General features: G+C 64.6%; 15 protein-coding genes and 2 tRNA genes. All 17 read left to right on the top strand.

The features are described from left to right. Nucleotides 1-23: 23 nt before the first annotated feature. The 17 genes from ACZK4Z_RS15835 (at nucleotide 24) to infB (ending at nucleotide 19589) form a co-directional block, all read left to right on the top strand. Nucleotides 24-773, top strand: coding sequence for an NADH-quinone oxidoreductase subunit C (locus ACZK4Z_RS15835; protein ID WP_005410462.1), 750 nt, complete (start codon nucleotides 24-26; stop codon nucleotides 771-773). Beyond that, nucleotides 770-2077: an NADH-quinone oxidoreductase subunit D gene (locus ACZK4Z_RS15830; protein WP_006458796.1), complete on the top strand. Its 1308-nt coding sequence runs from the start codon at nucleotides 770-772 to the stop codon at nucleotides 2075-2077. Before ACZK4Z_RS15835 ends, ACZK4Z_RS15830 begins: the two co-directional genes overlap by 4 nt. 97 nt (nucleotides 2078-2174) lie before the next feature. Beyond that, nucleotides 2175-2702 carry an NADH-quinone oxidoreductase subunit NuoE gene (gene nuoE / locus ACZK4Z_RS15825; protein WP_006381132.1) on the top strand — a complete coding sequence of 176 codons (528 nt, stop codon included), beginning with the start codon at nucleotides 2175-2177 and terminating at the stop codon, nucleotides 2700-2702. A gap of 4 nt (nucleotides 2703-2706) precedes the next feature. Beyond that, nucleotides 2707-4047 carry an NADH-quinone oxidoreductase subunit NuoF gene (gene nuoF, locus ACZK4Z_RS15820; RefSeq protein ID WP_006381131.1) on the top strand — a complete coding sequence of 447 codons (1341 nt, stop codon included), beginning with the start codon at nucleotides 2707-2709 and terminating at the stop codon, nucleotides 4045-4047. After that, nucleotides 4044-6278 (top strand): NADH-quinone oxidoreductase subunit NuoG, encoded by a 2235-nt coding sequence (gene nuoG / locus ACZK4Z_RS15815; protein ID WP_006381130.1) that lies wholly within the window; start codon nucleotides 4044-4046, stop codon nucleotides 6276-6278. Before nuoF ends, nuoG begins: the two co-directional genes overlap by 4 nt. Beyond that, nucleotides 6275-7369, top strand: coding sequence for an NADH-quinone oxidoreductase subunit NuoH (nuoH, locus tag ACZK4Z_RS15810; protein ID WP_006381129.1), 1095 nt, complete (start codon nucleotides 6275-6277; stop codon nucleotides 7367-7369). Before nuoG ends, nuoH begins: the two co-directional genes overlap by 4 nt. Before the next feature lie 3 nt (nucleotides 7370-7372). Further along, nucleotides 7373-7861: an NADH-quinone oxidoreductase subunit NuoI gene (nuoI, locus tag ACZK4Z_RS15805; RefSeq protein WP_006381128.1), complete on the top strand. Its 489-nt coding sequence runs from the start codon at nucleotides 7373-7375 to the stop codon at nucleotides 7859-7861. A 9-nt stretch (nucleotides 7862-7870) separates the two neighbouring features. After that, nucleotides 7871-8527: an NADH-quinone oxidoreductase subunit J gene (locus ACZK4Z_RS15800; protein ID WP_032128645.1), complete on the top strand. Its 657-nt coding sequence runs from the start codon at nucleotides 7871-7873 to the stop codon at nucleotides 8525-8527. Next, nucleotides 8524-8829 (top strand): NADH-quinone oxidoreductase subunit NuoK, encoded by a 306-nt coding sequence (nuoK, locus tag ACZK4Z_RS15795; RefSeq protein ID WP_005417921.1) that lies wholly within the window; start codon nucleotides 8524-8526, stop codon nucleotides 8827-8829. Before ACZK4Z_RS15800 ends, nuoK begins: the two co-directional genes overlap by 4 nt. A gap of 7 nt (nucleotides 8830-8836) precedes the next feature. Continuing rightward, nucleotides 8837-11014: an NADH-quinone oxidoreductase subunit L gene (nuoL, locus tag ACZK4Z_RS15790; protein ID WP_121504565.1), complete on the top strand. Its 2178-nt coding sequence runs from the start codon at nucleotides 8837-8839 to the stop codon at nucleotides 11012-11014. A 23-nt stretch (nucleotides 11015-11037) separates the two neighbouring features. After that, on the top strand, nucleotides 11038-12546 hold the full coding sequence (locus ACZK4Z_RS15785) for an NADH-quinone oxidoreductase subunit M (protein WP_032128647.1): 1509 nt from the start codon (nucleotides 11038-11040) through the stop codon (nucleotides 12544-12546). A gap of 15 nt (nucleotides 12547-12561) precedes the next feature. Beyond that, nucleotides 12562-14022, top strand: a complete 1461-nt coding sequence (nuoN, locus tag ACZK4Z_RS15780; RefSeq protein ID WP_032128648.1) for an NADH-quinone oxidoreductase subunit NuoN — start codon at nucleotides 12562-12564, stop codon at nucleotides 14020-14022. A gap of 127 nt (nucleotides 14023-14149) precedes the next feature. Further along, nucleotides 14150-14226: transfer RNA gene (locus ACZK4Z_RS15775), tRNA-Met, on the top strand. Between the two features lie 84 nt (nucleotides 14227-14310). Then, nucleotides 14311-14387, top strand: a tRNA-Met gene (locus tag ACZK4Z_RS15770). Between the two features lie 357 nt (nucleotides 14388-14744). After that, nucleotides 14745-15335, top strand: a complete 591-nt coding sequence (gene rimP, locus ACZK4Z_RS15765) for a ribosome maturation factor RimP (protein WP_478450904.1) — start codon at nucleotides 14745-14747, stop codon at nucleotides 15333-15335. Nucleotides 15336-15339: 4 nt separating this feature from the next. Then, nucleotides 15340-16851: a transcription termination factor NusA gene (gene nusA / locus ACZK4Z_RS15760; RefSeq protein ID WP_005410449.1), complete on the top strand. Its 1512-nt coding sequence runs from the start codon at nucleotides 15340-15342 to the stop codon at nucleotides 16849-16851. Nucleotides 16852-16943: 92 nt separating this feature from the next. Then, complete coding sequence (infB, locus tag ACZK4Z_RS15755) at nucleotides 16944-19589, top strand: translation initiation factor IF-2 (protein WP_032128650.1); 2646 nt, start codon at nucleotides 16944-16946, stop codon at nucleotides 19587-19589. Nucleotides 19590-19624 lie beyond the last annotated feature (35 nt).

The raw sequence follows: 19624 nt of genomic DNA, 5'->3' as shown, positions 1-19624 counted from the left end.
TGACAAGAGCGCGCCAAGCCCCCATGGCAGAGCAAGCATCCTTCATCGACCGACTCTCCGCACGTTTCGCAGGTGCGAAGGTCATCGTGGTCGAACCCCGCGGCGAAGTGACGCTGGAAGTGCCTGCCGCCGAGTGGCACGCCACCGCCCTGGCGCTGCGTGACGAGTTTGGTTTCGAGCAGGCCGTGGATCTCTGCGGCGTCGACTACCTCGGTTATGGCTCCGACGAATGGGACACCGCCGACGTGTCCTCGCAGGGCTTCAGCCGTGGCGTCGAAGGCAAGGCCCAGGGCCGTTTCGCGTGGGGCGAGTTCCCCACCGAGGAAAACGGTGCCGACGGTGCCCGCCCGCAGCACATGCCGACCCAGCGCTTCGCCGTGGTCGCCCAGCTGCGTTCGTACCAGCACAACCTGATGATGCACCTGCGCTGCTTCGCCCCTGACGAAGCGCTGCCGGTGGTGTCCTCGCTGACCGGCATCTGGCCGGGCCTGAACTGGTTCGAGCGCGAAGCGTTCGACCTGTACGGCGTGATCTTCGAAGGCCACCCGGACCTGCGCCGGATCCTGACCGACTACGGTTTCGTCGGCCATCCGTTCCGCAAGGACTTCCCGCTGATCGGCAATGTCGAAGTCCGCTACGACGAAGAAAAGAAGCGCGTGATCTACGAACCGGTCACCTCGGTGGAGCCGCGTGTCGGCGTGCCGCGCGTGATCCGCGACGACGCCCGTCTGCAGACCGCAGAAGGTGAGCGCGCGCAGGAGGCAGTGAAGTGAGCCACGTACACCAGGCCGGCGAAGCCTTCGCCAGCAACGCCGCCGAAAGCCGGCAGGAAATCCGCAACTACACCATGAACTTCGGCCCGCAGCATCCGGCCGCGCACGGTGTGCTGCGCCTGATCCTGGAAATGGACGGCGAAACCATCATGCGCGCCGACCCGCACGTGGGTCTGCTGCACCGTGGTACCGAAAAGCTGGCCGAGTCCAAGCCGTTCAACCAGTCGATCGGCTACATGGATCGCCTGGATTACGTGTCGATGATGTGCAACGAGCACGCCTACGTGCGCGCGATCGAGACCCTGATGGGCATCGAAGCGCCGGAGCGTGCGCAGTACATCCGCACCATGTACGACGAAATCACCCGCATCCTCAACCACCTGATGTGGCTGGGCTCCAACGCGCTCGACCTGGGTGCGATGGCGGTGATGCTGTATGCCTTCCGCGAGCGCGAAGAGCTGATGGACTGCTATGAAGCGGTCTCCGGCGCGCGCATGCACGCGGCGTACTACCGTCCGGGCGGTGTCTACCGCGACCTGCCGGACCACATGCCGAAGTACAAGGAATCGCGCTGGCACAAGGGCAAGGCGCTGAAGCAGCTCAATGCTTCGCGCGAAGGCTCGCTGCTGGACTTCCTGGAGAACTTCACCGTCGAGTTCCCCAAGCGCATCGACGAATACGAAACCCTGCTGACCGACAACCGTATCTGGAAGCAGCGTACCGTCGGCATCGGCGTGGTCACTCCGGAACTGGCCCACCAGTGGGGCATGACCGGCGTGATGCTGCGTGGCTCGGGCATTGCCTGGGACCTTCGCAAGAAGCGTCCGTATGCCAAGTACGATGCCGTCGATTTCGACATCCCGCTGGGCAAGGAAGGCGACTGCTACGACCGCTACCTGGTCCGCGTTGCCGAAATGCGCGAGTCCAACCGCATCATCAAGCAGTGCGTGGCGTGGCTGAAGGCCAACCCCGGCCCGGTCATGGTCAAGAACTTCAAGGTCGCTCCGCCCAAGCGCGAGGACATGAAGGACGACATGGAAGCGCTGATCCACCACTTCAAGCTGTTCAGCGAAGGCTATTGCGTGCCGGCCGGGGAAACCTACGCGGCAGTGGAAGCGCCCAAGGGCGAGTTCGGCTGCTACCTGGTCTCTGATGGCGCCAACAAGCCGTTCCGCGTGCACCTGCGTGCACCGGGCTTCGCCCACCTGTCCTCGATCGATTCGATCGTGCGCGGCCACATGCTGGCCGACGTGGTGGCGATGATCGGTACCTACGACCTGGTGTTCGGCGAGGTTGACCGGTAATGCCGTCCGCCACGCCAACGCCCGCTGCAGGCAGCCGGCGCAAGCCGGCGCCGCAGTTTCTGGAATTTCACGTTATGCATTTCGCTGAGGTCGGCCGATGAAGGCGACAGGTAATTTCGAGGCGGCGCGCGACGTCGACCCGATGGTGGTGCTGAGCGACAAGACCCGCGCTCACATCGATCACTGGCTGTCCAAGTTCCCGCCGGACCGCAAGCGCTCTGCCGTGCTGCAGGGCCTGCATGCGGCCCAGGAGCAGAACGAGGGCTGGCTGACCGACGAACTGATCGCCGGCGTGGCCAAGTACCTGGACCTGCCGCCGGTGTGGGCCTACGAGGTCGCCAGCTTCTACTCGATGTTCGAGACCGAGAAGGTGGGCCGCAACAACGTGGCCATCTGCACCAACATCAGCTGCTGGCTCAATGGCGCCGAGGACATCGTCCGCCATTGCGAGAAGAAGCTGGGCATCAAGCACGGTGAATCGACCCCGGACGGCCGCGTCTACCTCAAGCGCGAGGAAGAGTGCCTGGCCGGCTGCGGTGGCGCGCCGATGATGGTCATCAACGGTCACTACCATGAGCGTCTGACCCTGGAAAAGGTCGACGAGCTGCTGGACGGGCTGGAGTAAGGGCATGGCACATCACCACGAATCCAAGGGTCCGGTCGGCCCCGCGCCGCTGCCGCACCAGGTGGTCTACACCACCCTGCATTACGACACCCCGTGGTCGTACGAAAGCTACCTGAAGACCGGTGGCTACGCCGCCCTGCGCAAGATCCTCGAAGAGAAGATCCCGCCGGAGCAGGTCATCGAGATGGTCAAGGCCTCGGGCCTGCGTGGCCGCGGTGGCGCAGGCTTCCCGACCGGCCTGAAGTGGTCCTTCATGCCCAAGGGCAACATGCAGAAGTACATCCTCTGCAACTCGGACGAATCCGAGCCGGGCACCTGCAAGGATCGCGACATCCTGCGCTACAACCCGCATTCGGTGGTGGAAGGCATGGCGATCGCCTGCTACGCCACCGGTTCGACCGTGGGTTACAACTACCTGCGCGGTGAGTTCCACCACGAGCCGTTCGAGCACTTCGAGCAGGCCCTGGCCGACGCCTATGCAAATGGCTGGCTGGGCAAGAATGTGATGGGCTCGGGCGTGGACATCGACATCTACGGTGCGCTGGGCGCCGGCGCGTACATCTGCGGCGAAGAAACCGCGCTGATGGAATCGCTGGAAGGCAAGAAGGGCCAGCCGCGCTACAAGCCGCCGTTCCCGGCCAACTTCGGCCTGTACGGCAAGCCGTCGACGATCAACAACACCGAAACCTATGGTTCGGTGCCGGCGATCATCCGCAACGGTCCGGAGTGGTTCAAGGGCCTGAGCCTGACCGCCAACGGCGGCCCGAAGTGCTTCTCGGTGTCCGGCTGCGTGCAGAACGGCGGCAACTTCGAAGTGCCGCTGGGCACCAAGTTCCACGACCTGCTGGAAATGGCCGGTGGCCTGCGTCCGGGCCGCACCCTCAAGGGCGCGATCCCGGGCGGCGTGTCGATGCCGGTACTGACCGCGGCCGAGCTGCAGGATCTGCCGATGGACTACGACACCATCCGTGCGCTGGGCTCCGGCCTGGGTTCGGGTGCGATCGTGGTGCTCGACGACAGCGTCTGCTGCGTCAAGTTCGCCTGCCGCATCAGCCAGTTCTTCCACAAGGAATCGTGCGGCCAGTGCACCCCGTGCCGTGAAGGCACCGGCTGGATGCACCGCGTGCTGGAGCGCATCGTCGCCGGCAAGGCCACGATGGAAGACCTGCACCAGCTGAAGGCGGTGGCCGGCCAGATCGAAGGCCACACCATCTGTGCGTTCGGTGAAGCGGCTGCATGGCCCATCCAGGGCTTCCTGCGCCAGTTCTGGGACGAATTCGAGTACTACATCGTCAACGGTCATTCGATGGTTGACGGCAAGAAGGTGGAGGCAGCCGCCGCATGAGCGCGCAACCCGTAAACCCGAACGTGCCACCGGATCACGTGACCATCGAAATCGATGGCAAGTCGCTGGTCGTGCCCAAGGGTTCGATGATCATCCAGGCGGCCGACAAGGCCGGCATTTCGATTCCGCGCTTCTGCTACCACGAGAAGCTGCCGATCGCCGCCAACTGCCGCATGTGCCTGGTGGACGTGGAAAAGTCGCCGAAGCCGGCGCCGGCCTGTGCCACCCCGGTGATGGATGGCATGAAGGTCGCCACCCGCAGCGAGAAGGCACTGAAGTTCCAGCGCTCGGTGATGGAGTTCCTGCTCATCAACCACCCGCTGGACTGCCCGATCTGCGATCAGGGCGGCGAGTGCGAGCTGCAGGACGTGTCGCTGGGCTATGGCCGTTCGGTCAGCCGCTTCAACGAGCGCAAGCGCGTGGTGCCGGACGAGGACATGGGCCCGCTGGTCGCCACCGAGATGACCCGCTGCATCCAGTGCACCCGCTGCGTCCGCTTCACCGCCGACGTTGCCGGTACCTATGAACTGGGTGGCATGTACCGCGGTGAGAACCTGCAGATCGGTACCTTCGACGGCAAGCCGCTGACCACCGAGCTGTCCGGCAACGTCGTCGACGTCTGCCCGGTCGGCGCGCTGACCAACAAGGTGTTCCAGTTCCGCGCCCGCCCGTGGGAACTGACCGCGCGCGAATCGCTGGGTTACCACGACGCGATGGGTTCGAACCTGTTCCTGCACGTGCGTCGCGGCGAAGTGCTGCGCACCGTGCCGCGCGACAACGAAGCGGTGAACGAGTGCTGGCTGTCCGACCGTGACCGCTACTCGCACCAGGGCCTGTACAGCGAAGACCGTGCGGTCAAGCCGCTGCGCAAGGTCAATGGCGAGTGGAAGGAAGTGAGCTGGGCCGAAGGCCTGGCCGCGGCCGCCGAGATCCTCAAGGCCAACCAGGGCGACAACCTGGGCGTGCTGGTGCACCCGTCCACCTCGAACGAGGAAGGCGCGCTGCTGGCCCGCCTGGCCAAGGGCCTGGGCTCGAGCAACATCGACCACCGCATCAACAACCGGGATTTCTCCGACGCCGCAACCGCCGAAGTGTTCGGCCTGCCGCTCGCCGAGATCGAAGGCGCCGACCGCATCGTCGTTCTGGGCAGCAACATCCGCCACGAACTGCCGCTGCTGCACGCTCGCCTGCGCAAGGCGCAGACCACCAACGGCGCGAAGATCCACGTCGTCAACCCGGTGGACTTCGACTTCGCCTTCAGCATCGCCGGCAAGCAGATCGTCGCGCCGTCAAAGTTCGTCGACGCGCTGGCCAACGCCGAGCTGCGTTCGGCGGTGCAGGGCGGCAACAACACCGTGCTGATCGTCGGTGGCATCGCCGAAAACCACCCGCAGGCTGCCGCGATCCGCGCCGCCGCGCGTGACTTCGCCGCTGCGACCGGTGCCAAGCTGTGCCGCATCCCGCAGGGTGCCAACGCCGTTGGCCTGACCCGCGCAGGCGTGCTGCCGGCCGGCAAGGACGTCGCCGCAATGCTGGCGCAGCCGCGCCAGGCCTACGTGGTGTACGGCCTGGAGCCGGGTCTGGACTTCGCCGACGCCCCCGCCGCGCGCAAGGCGCTGGTCGGCGCCAAGGTGGTGGCCTTCAGCCAGTTCGCCTGCGTCTCCACCCGCGACGTTGCCGACGTGATCCTGCCGATCGGTGCGCTGCCGGAAATCGACGCCACCCTGACCAACCTCGATGGTCGCGAGCAGTCGGCGCGTGCCGGCGGCAAGCTGCCGGGCGAGGCCCGTGAGGGCTGGCGCGTGCTGCGCGCCCTGGGCGGTGAGCTGGCGGTAGCCGGTTTCGACTTCACCGACCTGGCCGGCCTGCGCGCCAGCCTGGCCCCGGTGTCGGTCGCCGTTGCCGCCTCGGCACAGCCGGTGGTTGCCGGCGAAGGCTTGGAAGTGGCTTCGACCGCCGCGATCTACCGCACCGATGCGGTGGTCCGTCGCGCCCCGGCGCTGCAGTCGCATCCGCTCAACAACGCCCCGCGCATCGTGCTGAACGCTGAAGATGCCGCTCGCCTGCAGCTGCAGGAAGGGCAGATGGCCAAGGTCGGCACCGATGCCGGCAAGGCCACCCTGCCGGTGGTGATCGACGCCCGCGTCGCTGCGGGTTCGGTCTGGATTGAATCGGGCCACGGCGCGACCGCGCCGCTGGGTGCCGCTCGCGTAACGGTGGTGGCTGCATGAACGAATTGCTGTTGAACGCGGTCGATCCGCTGCACCAGTGGCTGCTTGGCCTTGGTGACATCGGCGCGCTGATCTGGATCATCCTGAAGATCCTGGTGATCACCGTGCCGGTGATCATCTCGGTGGCCTTCTACGTGGTCTGGGAACGCAAGCTGATCGGCTGGATGCACGTCCGCCACGGCCCGATGTACGTGGGCATGGGTATCTTCCAGGCCTTCGCCGACGTCTTCAAGCTGCTGTTCAAGGAAGTGGTCCAGCCGAGCAGCGCCAACAAGGCGATCTACCTGCTGGCCCCGCTGATCACCCTGGCTCCGGCCTTCGCGGCCTGGTCGGTGGTCCCCTTCGATTCGCAGATCGTGCTGTCCAACGCCAACGCCGGCCTGCTGTACCTGCTGGCGATGACCTCGCTGGGCATCTACGGCATCATCCTGGCCGGTTGGGCATCCAACTCGAAGTATGCGTTCCTGGGTGCGATGCGCGCCTCGGCGCAGATGATCAGCTACGAAATCGCCATGGGCTTCGCCCTGGTCGGCGTGATGATCGCGTCGGGCAGCCTGAACCTGAGCAACATCGTGATGGCGCAGGCCGGCAATTCCGGTTTCTTCGACTGGTTCCTGCTGCCGCTGTTCCCGCTGTTCGTCATCTACTGGGTGTCGGGCGTTGCCGAAACCAACCGCGCGCCGTTCGACGTGGTGGAAGGTGAATCGGAAATCGTCGCTGGCCACATGGTCGAGTACTCGGGCGGTGCGTTCGCGCTGTTCTTCCTGGCCGAATACGCCAACATGATCCTGATCAGCTTCCTGATCTCGATCTTCTTCCTCGGCGGCTGGCTGAGCCCCATCCAGGGCTGGGTCAACTTCGGCGACGTCTCGCCGCTGGTCGACTGGATCTGGAAGGGCGGTGCACCGTGGCTGTTCGTCAAGGTGTTCTTCTTCGCCAGTGCCTACATCTGGTTCCGTGCCAGCTTCCCGCGCTTCCGCTATGACCAGATCATGCGCCTGGGCTGGAAGGTCTTCATCCCGCTGGCCATTCTGTGGATCGCGGTTACCGCCGTCATGGTGTTCTTCGGCGTGATTCAAAAGGGCGTCTAAGTGATGAACAGGATTACCCATTACTTCAAGAGCCTGCTGCTGCTCGAACTGCTTGGCGGCCTTTGGCTGACGCTGAAGTACAGCTTCAAGCCCAAGTACACGATGATGTACCCGATGGAGAAGTTCCCGCAGTCGCCGCGCTTCCGTGGACTGCACGCCCTGCGCCGTTACCCCAACGGTGAAGAGCGCTGCATCGCCTGCAAGCTGTGCGAAGCGGTGTGCCCTGCATTGGCCATCACCATCGACTCGGCCAAGCGCGAAGACGGCACCCGCCGTACCACGCGCTATGACATCGATCTGTTCAAGTGCATCTTCTGCGGCTTCTGCGAAGAAAGCTGCCCGGTGGACTCGATCGTCGAAACCCACATCCTCGAGTATCACTTCGAGAATCGTGGCGAAAACATCGTTACCAAGCCGCAGCTGCTGGCCCTGGGCGACCGTCTCGAGTCCGAGATCGCCGAGCGTCGCGCCGCCGATGCCGCTTACCGCTGAGGTCGAGAGATGGATTGGGTAAATATCGCTTTCTGGGTGTTCGCCATCGCGGCAACGGTTTCGGCCGGTGCGGTGATCAGCGTGCGCAACCCGGTTCACGCCGTGCTCTGCCTGGTGCTGACCTTCTTCTCCATTGCCTGCGTGTGGCTGCTGGTCGGCGCCGAGTTCCTCGGCGTGGCGCTGGTGCTGGTCTACGTCGGCGCGGTGATGGTGCTGTTCCTGTTCGTGGTGATGATGCTCGACATCGACCCCACCAAGCTGCGTGAGGGCTGGGTCCGCTACCTGCCGGTCGGTCTCATTGTTGCCGTGGCGATGCTGGTGCAGATGCTGATCCTGATCGGCGTGAAGGGCAGGGCGGTCAACCCGTTCCCGGCCGACAACGCCGCCGCGGTCGCTGCCGACAGCTCCAACGTCACCTGGCTGGCGCGTACGCTGTTCACTGAGTACCTGCTGCCGTTCGAGTTCGCCGCCGTCATCCTGACCGTGGCCGTGGTTGCCGCCGTGATGCTGACCTTGCGCCGCCGTACCGGCGTGAAGAGCCAGAACCCGGGTGAGCAGACCATGGTCAAGGCCGGCCAGCGCCTGCGCATGGTCAAGATGGGCGCCGAAGCGCCGGTCGTGCACAGCAACAGCAAGCCGGCCGCCGGCGAGGAGACCCAGCCGTGATTACCCTTGGCCACATCCTTGCGCTGGGCGCGGTGCTGTTTGCCATCAGCCTGGCCGGCATCTTCCTCAACCGGAAGAACGTCATCGTCCTGCTGATGTCGATCGAATTGATGCTGCTGTCGGTGAACATCAACTTCGTCGGCTTCTCGCGTCAGCTGGGCGATCCGTCCGGCCAGCTGTTCGTGTTCTTCATCCTGACCGTCGCCGCCGCGGAAGCCGCCATCGGCCTGGCGATCCTGGTGACCCTGTTCCGTACCCGCCGCACGATCAATGTCGGCGAAGTCGATTCGTTGAAGGGCTGATCCACAGATGGAAATCACTCTCTCCAAGAGTCTGTTGATCGCAGTGGTGCTTGCACCGCTGTTCGGCAGCATCATCGCCGGCCTGTTCGGTCGCCAGGTCAAGCGCTTCGGCGCGCAGACCATCACCATCCTCGGCGTCGCGGTTGCCTGCGGCCTGTCGATGTACACGCTCTACCAGTTGCTGTGGGGCGGTGCGCAGCCGTTCAACCAGAACATCTACACGTTCTTCGAAGTCGGCCAGTACTCGGCCCACGTCGGTTTCATGGTCGACAAGCTGACCGCGATGATGATGGTGGTGGTGACCTTCGTGTCGCTGCTGGTCCACATCTACACGATCGGCTACATGCAGGACGATCCGGGCTACCAGCGGTTCTTCAGCTACATCTCGCTGTTCACCTTCTCGATGCTCACCCTGGTGATGAGCAACAACTTCCTGCAGCTGTTCTTCGGCTGGGAAGCGGTGGGCCTGGTGTCGTACCTGCTGATCGGCTTCTGGTTCAAGCGCCCGACTGCGATCTTCGCCAACATGAAGGCGTTCCTGGTCAATCGCGTTGGTGACTTCGGCTTCCTGCTCGGTATCGCCGGCGTGCTGTGGGTGTTCGGCACACTGGACTACTCGCAGGTGTTCTCGCAGGCCGGCATGCTGGCTGACCCGCGCGCCCAGCTGCAGATCTGGGACGGCACCATGTTCGGCATGCAGCTGCTGAACGAGCCGGTGATCTGGTCGATCGCCACCGTCATCTGCATCTGCCTGTTCATCGGTGCCATGGGCAAGTCGGCCCAGGTCCCGCTGCACGTGTGGCTGCCGGACTCGATGGAAGGCCCGACCCCGATCTCGGCACTGATCCACGCCGCGACGATGGTGACCGCCGGTATCTTCATGGTCACCCGCATGTCGCCGCTGTTCGAGCTGTCGCAGACCGCGCTGAACTTCATCCTGTTCATCGGTGCCACCACCGCGTTCTTCACCGGCCTGATCGGCATCGTGCAGAACGACATCAAGCGCGTCGTCGCGTACTCCACGCTGTCGCAGCTGGGCTACATGACGGTTGCACTGGGCGTGTCGGCGTACTCGGCCGCCGTGTTCCACCTGATGACCCACGCCTTCTTCAAGGCGCTGCTGTTCCTGGGTGCCGGCTCGGTCATCATCGCGATGCACCACGAGCAGGACATGCGCAAGATGGGCGGCCTGCGCAAGTACATGCCGATCACCTTCGTCACCATGTGGATCGGTACCCTGGCCCTGGTCGGTACGCCGTTCTTCTCCGGCTTCTACTCGAAGGACACCATCATCGAGGCGGCCGAGATCCACGCCCACATGCAGAACAGCTGGGTGGCCACCTATGGCTACTGGGCAGTGCTGGGTGGCGTGCTGGTGACCAGCTTCTACAGCTTCCGCCTGCTGTTCCTGACCTTCCACGGCAAGGAGCGCTTCCGCGACGTGCATGATGATCACGGCCATGCCCATGACGATCACCACGCCGCAGATGCGCACCCTGCTGATGCCCATCATGGGGACGCGCACCATGACGACCACGGCCATGGCCACGGTCCGCATGAGCCGCACGAAACCCCGTGGGTGGTGACCCTGCCGCTGATCCTGCTGGCCATCCCGTCGATCGCCATCGGTTTCTTCAGCATCGGTCCGATGCTGCACGGCACCGACTGGGCCGGCCACCATGCACACGACGCAATCAAGGGCCAGGTCAACACGTTCTTCACCGGCATCGTCGATTTCTACGATCCGGCCAAGAACACCGTTGCCTTCCTGGGCGAAGAGTTCCACGGGCCGGTGGCGTTCGCGCTGCACGGCATGATGCTGCCGCCGTTCTGGCTGACCCTGGCGGGCTTCCTGCTGGCTGCGCTGTTCTACCTGTGGAAGCCGGACCTGTCGGGCAAGGCGCGCAAGACCTTCGCTCCGCTGGTGTCGGTGCTGGAAAACAAGTACGGCTTCGACAAGCTGTGGATCGATGGCTTTGCCGGTGGCAGCGTCAAGCTGGGCAAGGTCGCACGCTGGATCGACAGCAACATCGTCGACGGCGTGGTCAATCTTTCGGCACGTGTTGTGGACGTCGCAGCCGGCGTGCTGCGTCGTACCCAATCCGGTTTCCTCTATCACTACGCCTTCGCGATGATCATCGGCCTGATTGCCCTTCTGGGCGTGCTGATGCATTACCTGCGTTGATGACCTGTACGGAATAAGAAGACGTGTCGAACTGGCCTCTACTCAGTGTCCTCATCTGGCTGCCGATCATCGGTGGCGCCCTGATCCTTGCGATCCGTGATGCGCAGACCGCCCGCTGGGCGTCGCTGGGCGTAGCGGTGCTGACGTTCGTGGCGAGCCTCTCGCTGCTGAGCGGCTACAACGCGGGCATCGACGGTCTGCAGTTCGTCGAGACCCATGCCTGGATCCCGGCGTACAAGATCGGCTACAACCTGGGCGTGGACGGCATCGCCGTGGCGCTGATCCTGCTGACCACCCTGGTCAGCGTGCTTGCCCTGATCGGCGCCTGGAGCGCCATCGACAAGCGCGTCAACCAGTACGTGGCCGCCTTCCTGATCCTGGAAGGCGTCACGGTCGGTATCTTCTCGGCCACGGACGCGATGCTGTTCTACGTGTTCTTCGAGGCGATGCTGATCCCGATGTTCCTGATCATCGGTGTCTGGGGTGGCCCGCGTCGCATCTACGCCGCGCTGAAGTTCTTCCTGTACACCTTCCTCGGCTCGGTGCTGATGCTGGTGGCGCTGATCTACCTGTACATGAAGGGCGGCAGCTTCCAGCTGGCCGACCTGTACGCGCTGCCGCTGTCGGCCAAGGAACAGACCTGGATCTTCTTCGCCTTCCTGATCGCCTTCGCGGTCAAGGTGCCGATGTTCCCGGTCCACACCTGGCTGCCGGATGCCCACGTGGAAGCGCCGACCGCCGGTTCGGTGATCCTGGCCGCCATCGCCCTGAAGATCGGTGGCTACGGCTTCCTGCGCTTCAACCTGCCGATCGTCCCGGACGCGTCGCAGGAATGGGCGTGGCTGGTGATCGCGCTGTCGCTGATCGCGGTGATCTACGTCGGCCTCGTCGCCCTGGTGCAGGACGACATGAAGAAGCTGATCGCCTATTCGTCGATCGCGCACATGGGCTTCGTCACCCTGGGCACATTCATTGCCCTGTGGCTGGTGCGTGAAGCCGGCAACGCCGATGCCGCCCGCCTGGGCCTGCAGGGCGCCATGGTGCAGATGATCTCGCACGGCTTCGTGTCCGGTGCGATGTTCTCCAGCGTCGGCGTGCTGTACGACCGCATGCACAGCCGCCGCATCGCCGATTACGGCGGCGTGGTCAACGTGATGCCCTGGTTTGCGACCTTCGCCATGCTGTTCTTCATGGCCAATGCAGGCCTGCCGGGCACCAGCGGTTTCGTCGGCGAGTTCATGGTCATCCTTGCGGCCTTCCAGCGTAATCCGTGGATCGCGCTGGGCGCGGCCACCACCCTGATCATCGGCGCCGCCTACACCCTGTGGCTGTACAAGCGCATCTTCTTCGGTGAAGTGGCCAACAGCCATGTTGCCGAACTGAAGGACATCAACGGCCGCGAGTGGCTGGTGCTGGGCGTGTTCGCCATCGGCGTGCTGGCCCTGGGCATCTACCCCAAGCCGCTGACCGACCTGATGGAGCCCTCGATCGCGAAGCTGGCGATGCAGATCGCATCCAGCAAGCTGCTGTAATTCCAGGATTTGATGATGACCACCTCGCCGCTGCTGCCATTGACCGCCGCTGACCTGCCACCGCTCGCTCCCGAGCTGGTGCTGATCGGTAGCGCCTTCGCCCTGATGATCCTCGACCTGTTCGTCAGCAACCGGAACAAGATCGTCACCCACCTGTTCTCGCTCGCTGCGCTGGCCGTGGTGCTGTTCATGCTGGCCACCGGCGTGGGCGGGCAGGGGGAGGTCTTCCATGGCATGTTCGTGCGTGATACCGCCGCGGACGTGATGAAGACCGGGATCGTGCTGCTCAGCGGCCTGACCCTGGTCTACGGCTGGCGCTACCTGCGCGACCGCAACCTGTTCCAGGGCGAGATCCCGGTGCTGATCCTGTTCGGCACCGCCGGCATGATGATCCTGGTCTCGGCCGGCAGCCTGCTGATGGTCTACCTGGGCCTGGAACTGCTGGCGCTGTGCTCCTACGCGCTGGTTGCCAGCAACCGTGAGAACGGCCTGGCCTCGGAAGCGGCGATGAAGTACATCGTGCTGGGTTCGCTGGCTTCTGGCCTGCTGCTGTACGGCATGTCGCTGATCTACGGCGCCACCGGCAGCCTCCACCTGGACGTCATCCGCGAGGCCATCCCGCACTCGGAAGAGCGCGTGCTGCTGATCACCGGTGCGGTCTTCATGATCGCCGGCGTCGCCTTCAAGCTGGGTGCCGCGCCGTTCCACATGTGGCTGCCGGACGTGTACCAGGGTGCCCCGGCACCGATCGCACTGTTCATCAGCTCGGCGCCGAAGCTGGCCGCCTTCGGCATGGCCTACCGCCTGCTGGAAATGGGCGTGGGCCCGCTGTCGACCGAACTGCAGCTGCTGATCGCCGGCCTGGCGGCGGTCTCGCTGGTCATCGGCAACCTGATGGCCATCGCGCAGAGCAACCTCAAGCGCATGCTGGCGTTTTCCACCGTCTCGCACATCGGCTTCCTGCTGATGGGCATTGCCGGTGGCGGCTCGCAGGGCTATGCCGCCGCACTGTTCTACGCACTGGCCTACGCCATCATGTCGACCGCCGCCTTCGGCGCGATCATCGCGCTGTCGCGTGCCGGCTTCGAAGCCGAGAACATCGAAGACTTCAAGGGCCTCAATGCCCGCAACCCGTGGATGGCCGGCCTGGTGCTGTGCATCATGGCGTCGCTGGCTGGCATCCCGCCGTTCCTGGGCTTCTGGACCAAGCTGGCGGTGCTGGGCGCGGCCGTCAACGGTGGCCTGCTGTGGCTGGCCATTCTCGGCGTGCTGTGTGCCGTGGTCGGCTGCTTCTACTACCTGCGCGTCATCAAGGTCATGTACTTCGATGAGCCGGTGGGCGAGGCCATGCCGCGCAGCAACGACCGCGTGCTGGGCCTGGTCCTGGGCGTGAACGCGCTGGCGCTGCTGGCGCTGGGCCTGGCATGGAACCCGATCATGGTCTGGTGCCAGCAGGCATTTGCGCATCTTGCATAAAAGTTGACACAAAGCTGCGCGATTCGTGTAATATGCGCAGCCTGAGTTGTCACTGCAGCGGTTCAGCCAGAACATCGTTGCGGTAGCCCTCCTCGAAAGAGCAGGGCAGCAGTTCAAACACTTCCGGTGCGGGGTGGAGCAGTCTGGCAGCTCGTCGGGCTCATAACCCGAAGGTCGCAGGTTCAAATCCTGCCCCCGCTACCAACACATCGAATCGGCGCCAACCAGTTCGATGAATGAGGAAAAGCTTGCAGGTTTTGAAGTTATGCCTCATAATTCCGCTTCTGATGCGGGGTGGAGCAGTCTGGCAGCTCGTCGGGCTCATAACCCGAAGGTCGCAGGTTCAAATCCTGCCCCCGCTACCAAGTAAAGAGATCGCCTTCGAAGTCCTGCTTCGAGGGCGTTTTTCTTTGCGGCTCTGGTTGATCCGCCGGGCCATGCCCGGCGAGCGAAGCGGCCGGTTTCAGGCGGGTCCAAGCCTTGCACCAGCGCGGTGCAGTCGCTATCATCAGCGGCCTAGCAATACCCCTGAAGGCGGCCTCCCAGCGGGAGTCCGGACCCGGAAGGAGGGCCGCAACCGGCAGGCACTGCAGGTTGCAACCGGAATCCAGTCACCGGAGTCTTTCCGGAAAAGGGGCCCCAGCGGGCCCTTTGTCGTTTCCGGGGCGTCATGTTTCCATGCCGGCCAAGGCCGGCACCCAACCAAGAGATCAAGGCAGGCTGTGAGCGACAAGGCAACCGACATCGCGAATCTGCTCGCCCCGACCGTTGTGTCGCTGGGCCTGGAGCTGCTGGGCGTTGAGTATCTGCCGGCCCCCGGCGGTGCGACCCTGCGCCTTTACATCGACGTGCCGCTGGCTGAACAGCCCGAGCGCATCATCAATGTCGACGACTGCGAGCGGGTCAGCCGCGAAGTGTCGGCACAGATGGACGTCGAAGACCCGATCAGCGGCAACTACACGCTGGAAGTGTCTTCGCCGGGCGTCGATCGTCCGCTGTTCAACCTGGAGCAGTTCGGCCGTCACTTCGGCGAAATGGCCAAGGTCACGCTGAAGCTGCCGCAGGACAACCGTCGCCGCCTGCAGGGCCGCATCGAAGCCATCGACGAGACCGCAGGTGCCATCACCTTCATCGTCGACAAGGCCGAAGTGGTCGTGTCGGCCGACAACATCGACAAGGCACGGATCATGCCCGACTGGGTGGCGCTGGGGCTGGCCCCGAGCAAGCCGACCGGTCCGGCACCGAAGCGTCCGAAGCCGAACACGAATTCTTCTTCCAACGAGCCGGCGGCAAAGAAGCCGCGCGCGGAGTGAGCCAATGAGCAAGGAACTGTTGCTGGTAGTCGACGCGGTCGCCAACGAGAAGGGCGTGCCGCGTGAAGTGATCTTCGATGCCATCGAGGCCGCCCTGGCCTCGGCAGCGAAGAAGCGCTATCCCGACGAGGAAGTGCTGACCCGCGTGGTCATCGACCACAAGGATGGCAGCTACGAAACCTTCCGCCGCTGGGAAGTGGTGGCCGATGACGTGGTCATGGAATCGCCGGACCGCCAGATCCGCCTGATGGACGCCGTCGATGAAGCCGAAGGCGTGGACGTCGGCGACTACATCGAAGAGCAGATCGAGAACCCGGACTTCGGCCGCATTGCTGCCCAGGCCGCCAAGCAGGTCATCGTCCAGCGCGTGCGCGAAGCCGAGCGCCAGCAGGTCGTGGATGCATGGAAGGATCGCGTGGGTGAGCTGATCACCGGCGTGGTCAAGCGCGCCGAGCGCGGCAACATCTATGTCGACCTCGGTGGCAACGCCGAAGGCTTCATCCCGAAGGACAAGGGCATTCCGCGCGACGTGCTGCGCGCCGGTGACCGCGTGCGCGGCTACCTGGCCGAAGTCCGTTCGGAACCGCGTGGCCCGCAGCTGTTCATCAGCCGCGCCGCCCCGGAATTCATGATCGAGCTGTTCAAGCTGGAAGTGCCGGAAGTCGGCCAGGGCCTGGTGGAAATCAAGGCCTGCGCCCGCGATCCGGGCGACCGCGCCAAGATCGCCGTGCTCGCCCACGACCAGCGCACCGATCCGATCGGTGCCTGCATCGGCATGCGCGGTTCGCGCGTGCAGGCCGTGTCCAACGAGCTCAATGGCGAGCGCGTGGACATCGTGCTGTGGAACGACAACCCGGCCAACTTCGTCATCAACGCGATGGCGCCGGCTGAAGTGCAGTCGATCATCGTCGATGAAGACAAGCACTCGATGGACCTGGCTGTCGCTGAAGACCGCCTGGCCCAGGCGATCGGCAAGGGCGGCCAGAACGTGCGCCTGGCCAGCCGCCTGACCGGCTGGCAGCTCAACGTGATGACCCAGGACCAGGTCACCGCCAAGTCGGAGGCCGAGCAGGCTTCGGCCCGCCAGCTGTTCATGGACAAGCTGGAAGTGGACGAGGAAATCGCCGGCATCCTGGTCAGCGAAGGCTTCGGCACCGTCGAGGAAATCGCATATGTCCCGGTCGGCGAACTGCTGGCCGTGGAAGGTTTCGACGAAGACATCGTCGAAGAGCTGCGCGCTCGTGCCCGCGATGCGCTGCTCAATGAGGCCCTGGCAGTCGAGGAAGGCCTTGAAGACGGCCAGCCGGCGCAGGACCTGCTGTCCCTGAAGGGCATGGACGAAGCCACCGCGTATGCGCTGGCCGGCCACGGCGTGCGTACCAGTGAGGATCTGTCCGACCTGGCCGCCGACGAGGTCATGGACTTCGGCATCGAAGGGCTGGATCAGGCGCGCGCCGCTGCGCTGATCCTGGCCGCACGTGCCGAGGAGATCGCCCGACTGGAACGCGGCGAATGAGCCGGCAATGAACAGGGCCCTGAGCCGCTCAGGGCGTAGAATCCGCGCCACCTCCAGATGCGGGGGGGCGCCCACAAGATCATAGGATCCGAATGTCGCAGCAAACCACCATCCGCAAGCTTGCCGAACTGGTCAACACGCCGGTCGAAAAACTGCTGGAACAGCTGGCCGGTGCCGGCATGAAGTTCAGCGGTCCCGACCAGGTCGTGACCAGCACCGAGAAGGTGAAGCTCCTGGGCTTCCTTCGTCGTTCGCACGGCAAGCCCGAGCAGGCCCCGGAAGAAACTGATCAGTCTGCAAAGAAGATCACGCTCAACCGCCGGAAACAGCAGGAAGTGACGGTCAGTTCCGGTCGCAGCAAGACGACCGTGAATGTCGAGGTGCGCCAGAAGCGTACCTACGTCAAGGATGGTGCTCGCGCCATGACCCCGGACGAAGAGCGCGCCGACATCCTGCGCAAGCTGGAAGAGTCGCGTGCGCGCAACCTTGCCGAACAGCAGGCCCTGGCCGAGAAGGATCGTCTGCGCGACGAAGCCATCGTCCGTGCCCGTGAGGAAGAGGTTGCGGCCAAGGAACGCGCAGAGGCCGAGAAGAAGGCCGCCGAGGAAGCTGCGGCCGCCGCCAAGGCTGCCGAGGCGCTGGCGGCCAGCAAGCCCAAGCGCGCTCCGATCGATGAAACCGCGCCGCGCCCGCCGCGTGCTCCGGCCGCCGCTCCGGCTGCGCCGCGCAGCGCTCCGCCGCCGCCGCGCAACGACGACCGCAACAACCGCAGTGCGCCGCGCAACGAGCGTGGCCCGGGCGACCGTTTCGCCGGCCAGATGCACCTGTCGGCTGCCGACCGCGCGCGTCGTGGCAACAGCAACAACAGCAACACCCGTGGTCGTCCGGGCGGGCGTAACCAGGCCGGTGGCCGTCGCGACATGTCGCGCGGTGGCAACAATGCAGGTCCGCACGCCTTCGAGCGTCCGACCGCGCCGGTGGTGCGTGAAGTGGCGATCGGCGACACGATCACCGTGGCCGACCTGGCGCAGAAGCTCGCGCTGAAGGGCGGTGAGGTGGTCAAGGCGCTGTTCAAGATGGGCGTGATGGCCACCATCACCCAGTCCATCGACCATGACACCGCCGCGCTGGTGACCGAAGAACTCGGCCACAAGGCGATCCGTGCCAACGACAACGACGCCGAAGACGCACTGCTGGCCTCGACCGGTGAAAACCAGGGCGAAGCCACCCAGCGTCCGCCGGTGGTCACCATCATGGGCCACGTCGACCACGGCAAGACCTCGCTGCTGGATTACATCCGCCGCACCAAGGTCGCCACCGGCGAAGCCGGCGGCATCACCCAGCACATCGGTGCCTACCACGTGGATACGCCGAAGGGCGTGATCAGCTTCCTGGATACCCCGGGCCACGCGGCATTCACCTCGATGCGTGCGCGCGGCGCCAAGCTGACCGACATCGTGGTGCTGGTCGTGGCCGCCGATGACGGCGTCATGCCGCAGACCAAGGAAGCGATCCAGCACGCCCGTTCGGCGGGTGTGCCGCTGATCGTGGCGATCAACAAGATCGACAAGTCCGACGCCGACCCGATGCGGGTCAAGAACGAACTGCTGTCCGAGCAGGTCGTGGCCGAAGACTTCGGTGGTGACACCCAGATGGTGGAGATCTCGGCCAAGACCGGCCTGGGCATTGACGACCTGCTGGACGCCATCTCGATCCAGGCCGAACTGCTGGAACTGAAGGCCGTCGACGAAGGCCGCGCTTCGGGCGTGGTGATCGAATCGTCGCTGGACAAGGGCCGTGGCCCGGTCGCCACCGTGCTGGTGCAGCAGGGCCGCCTGAAGAAGGGCGACTACCTGGTGTGCGGCATCCAGTACGGCCGCGTGCGTGCGCTGTTCGACGAAACCGGCAAGCAGCCGGAGTTCGCCGGCCCGTCCATCCCGGTGCAGGTCCTGGGCCTGTCCGGCGTGCCGGAAGCGGGTGATGACTTCGTGGTCGTCGAGGACGAGCGCCTGGCCAAGGACGTTGCCCAGCAGCGTGAGACCAAGCGCCGTGAATCGCGCCTGGTCGCCACCGCCGGCAGCCGCATGGAAGACATCATGGCGACCCTGGGCAAGGGCGAGGGCCAGCAGGTCCTCAACCTGGTCATCAAGGCCGACGTGCAGGGTTCGGTGCAGGCCCTGAGCCAGGCACTGGTCGCGCTGTCCAACGAAGACATCCGCATCAACGTGATCCACTCCGGCGTGGGCGGCATCACCGAATCGGACGCCAACTCGGCGGCCGCTTCGAAGGCCACCGTCATCGGCTTCAATGTGCGTGCGGACGCTTCGGCCCGTCGCATCATCGAATCCAACGGCGTCGATCTGCGTTACTTCTCGATCATCTATGACGTGATCGATCAGGTGAAGCAGGTGGCTTCCGGTCTGCTGGGCGTGGAGATCCGCGAAGAGATCATCGGTATCGCCGAGGTCCGCGACGTCTTCCGCAGCTCCAAGCTGGGCGCCGTGGCCGGCTCGATGGTCATCGAGGGCGTGGTCAAGCGCAACAAGCCGATCCGCGTGCTGCGCGACAGCGTGGTGATCTTCGAGGGCGAGCTGGAATCGCTGCGTCGCTTCAAGGAGAACGTCGAGGAAGTCCGCAACGGTACCGAATGCGGTATCGCGGTGAAGGCCTACAACGACGTCAAGCCGGGTGACCAGATCGAGTGCTTCGAGCGTATCGAAGTGCCGCGCACCCTGTAATGTGATGTGGCCCGACCAACGGTCGGGCCCTACCA

It is taken from the genome of Stenotrophomonas sp. 71799_Sma (genome assembly GCF_056482505.1).
Note: the sequence above shows the minus strand (reverse complement) of the source record. Positions and strands in the feature narration are given on the sequence as shown.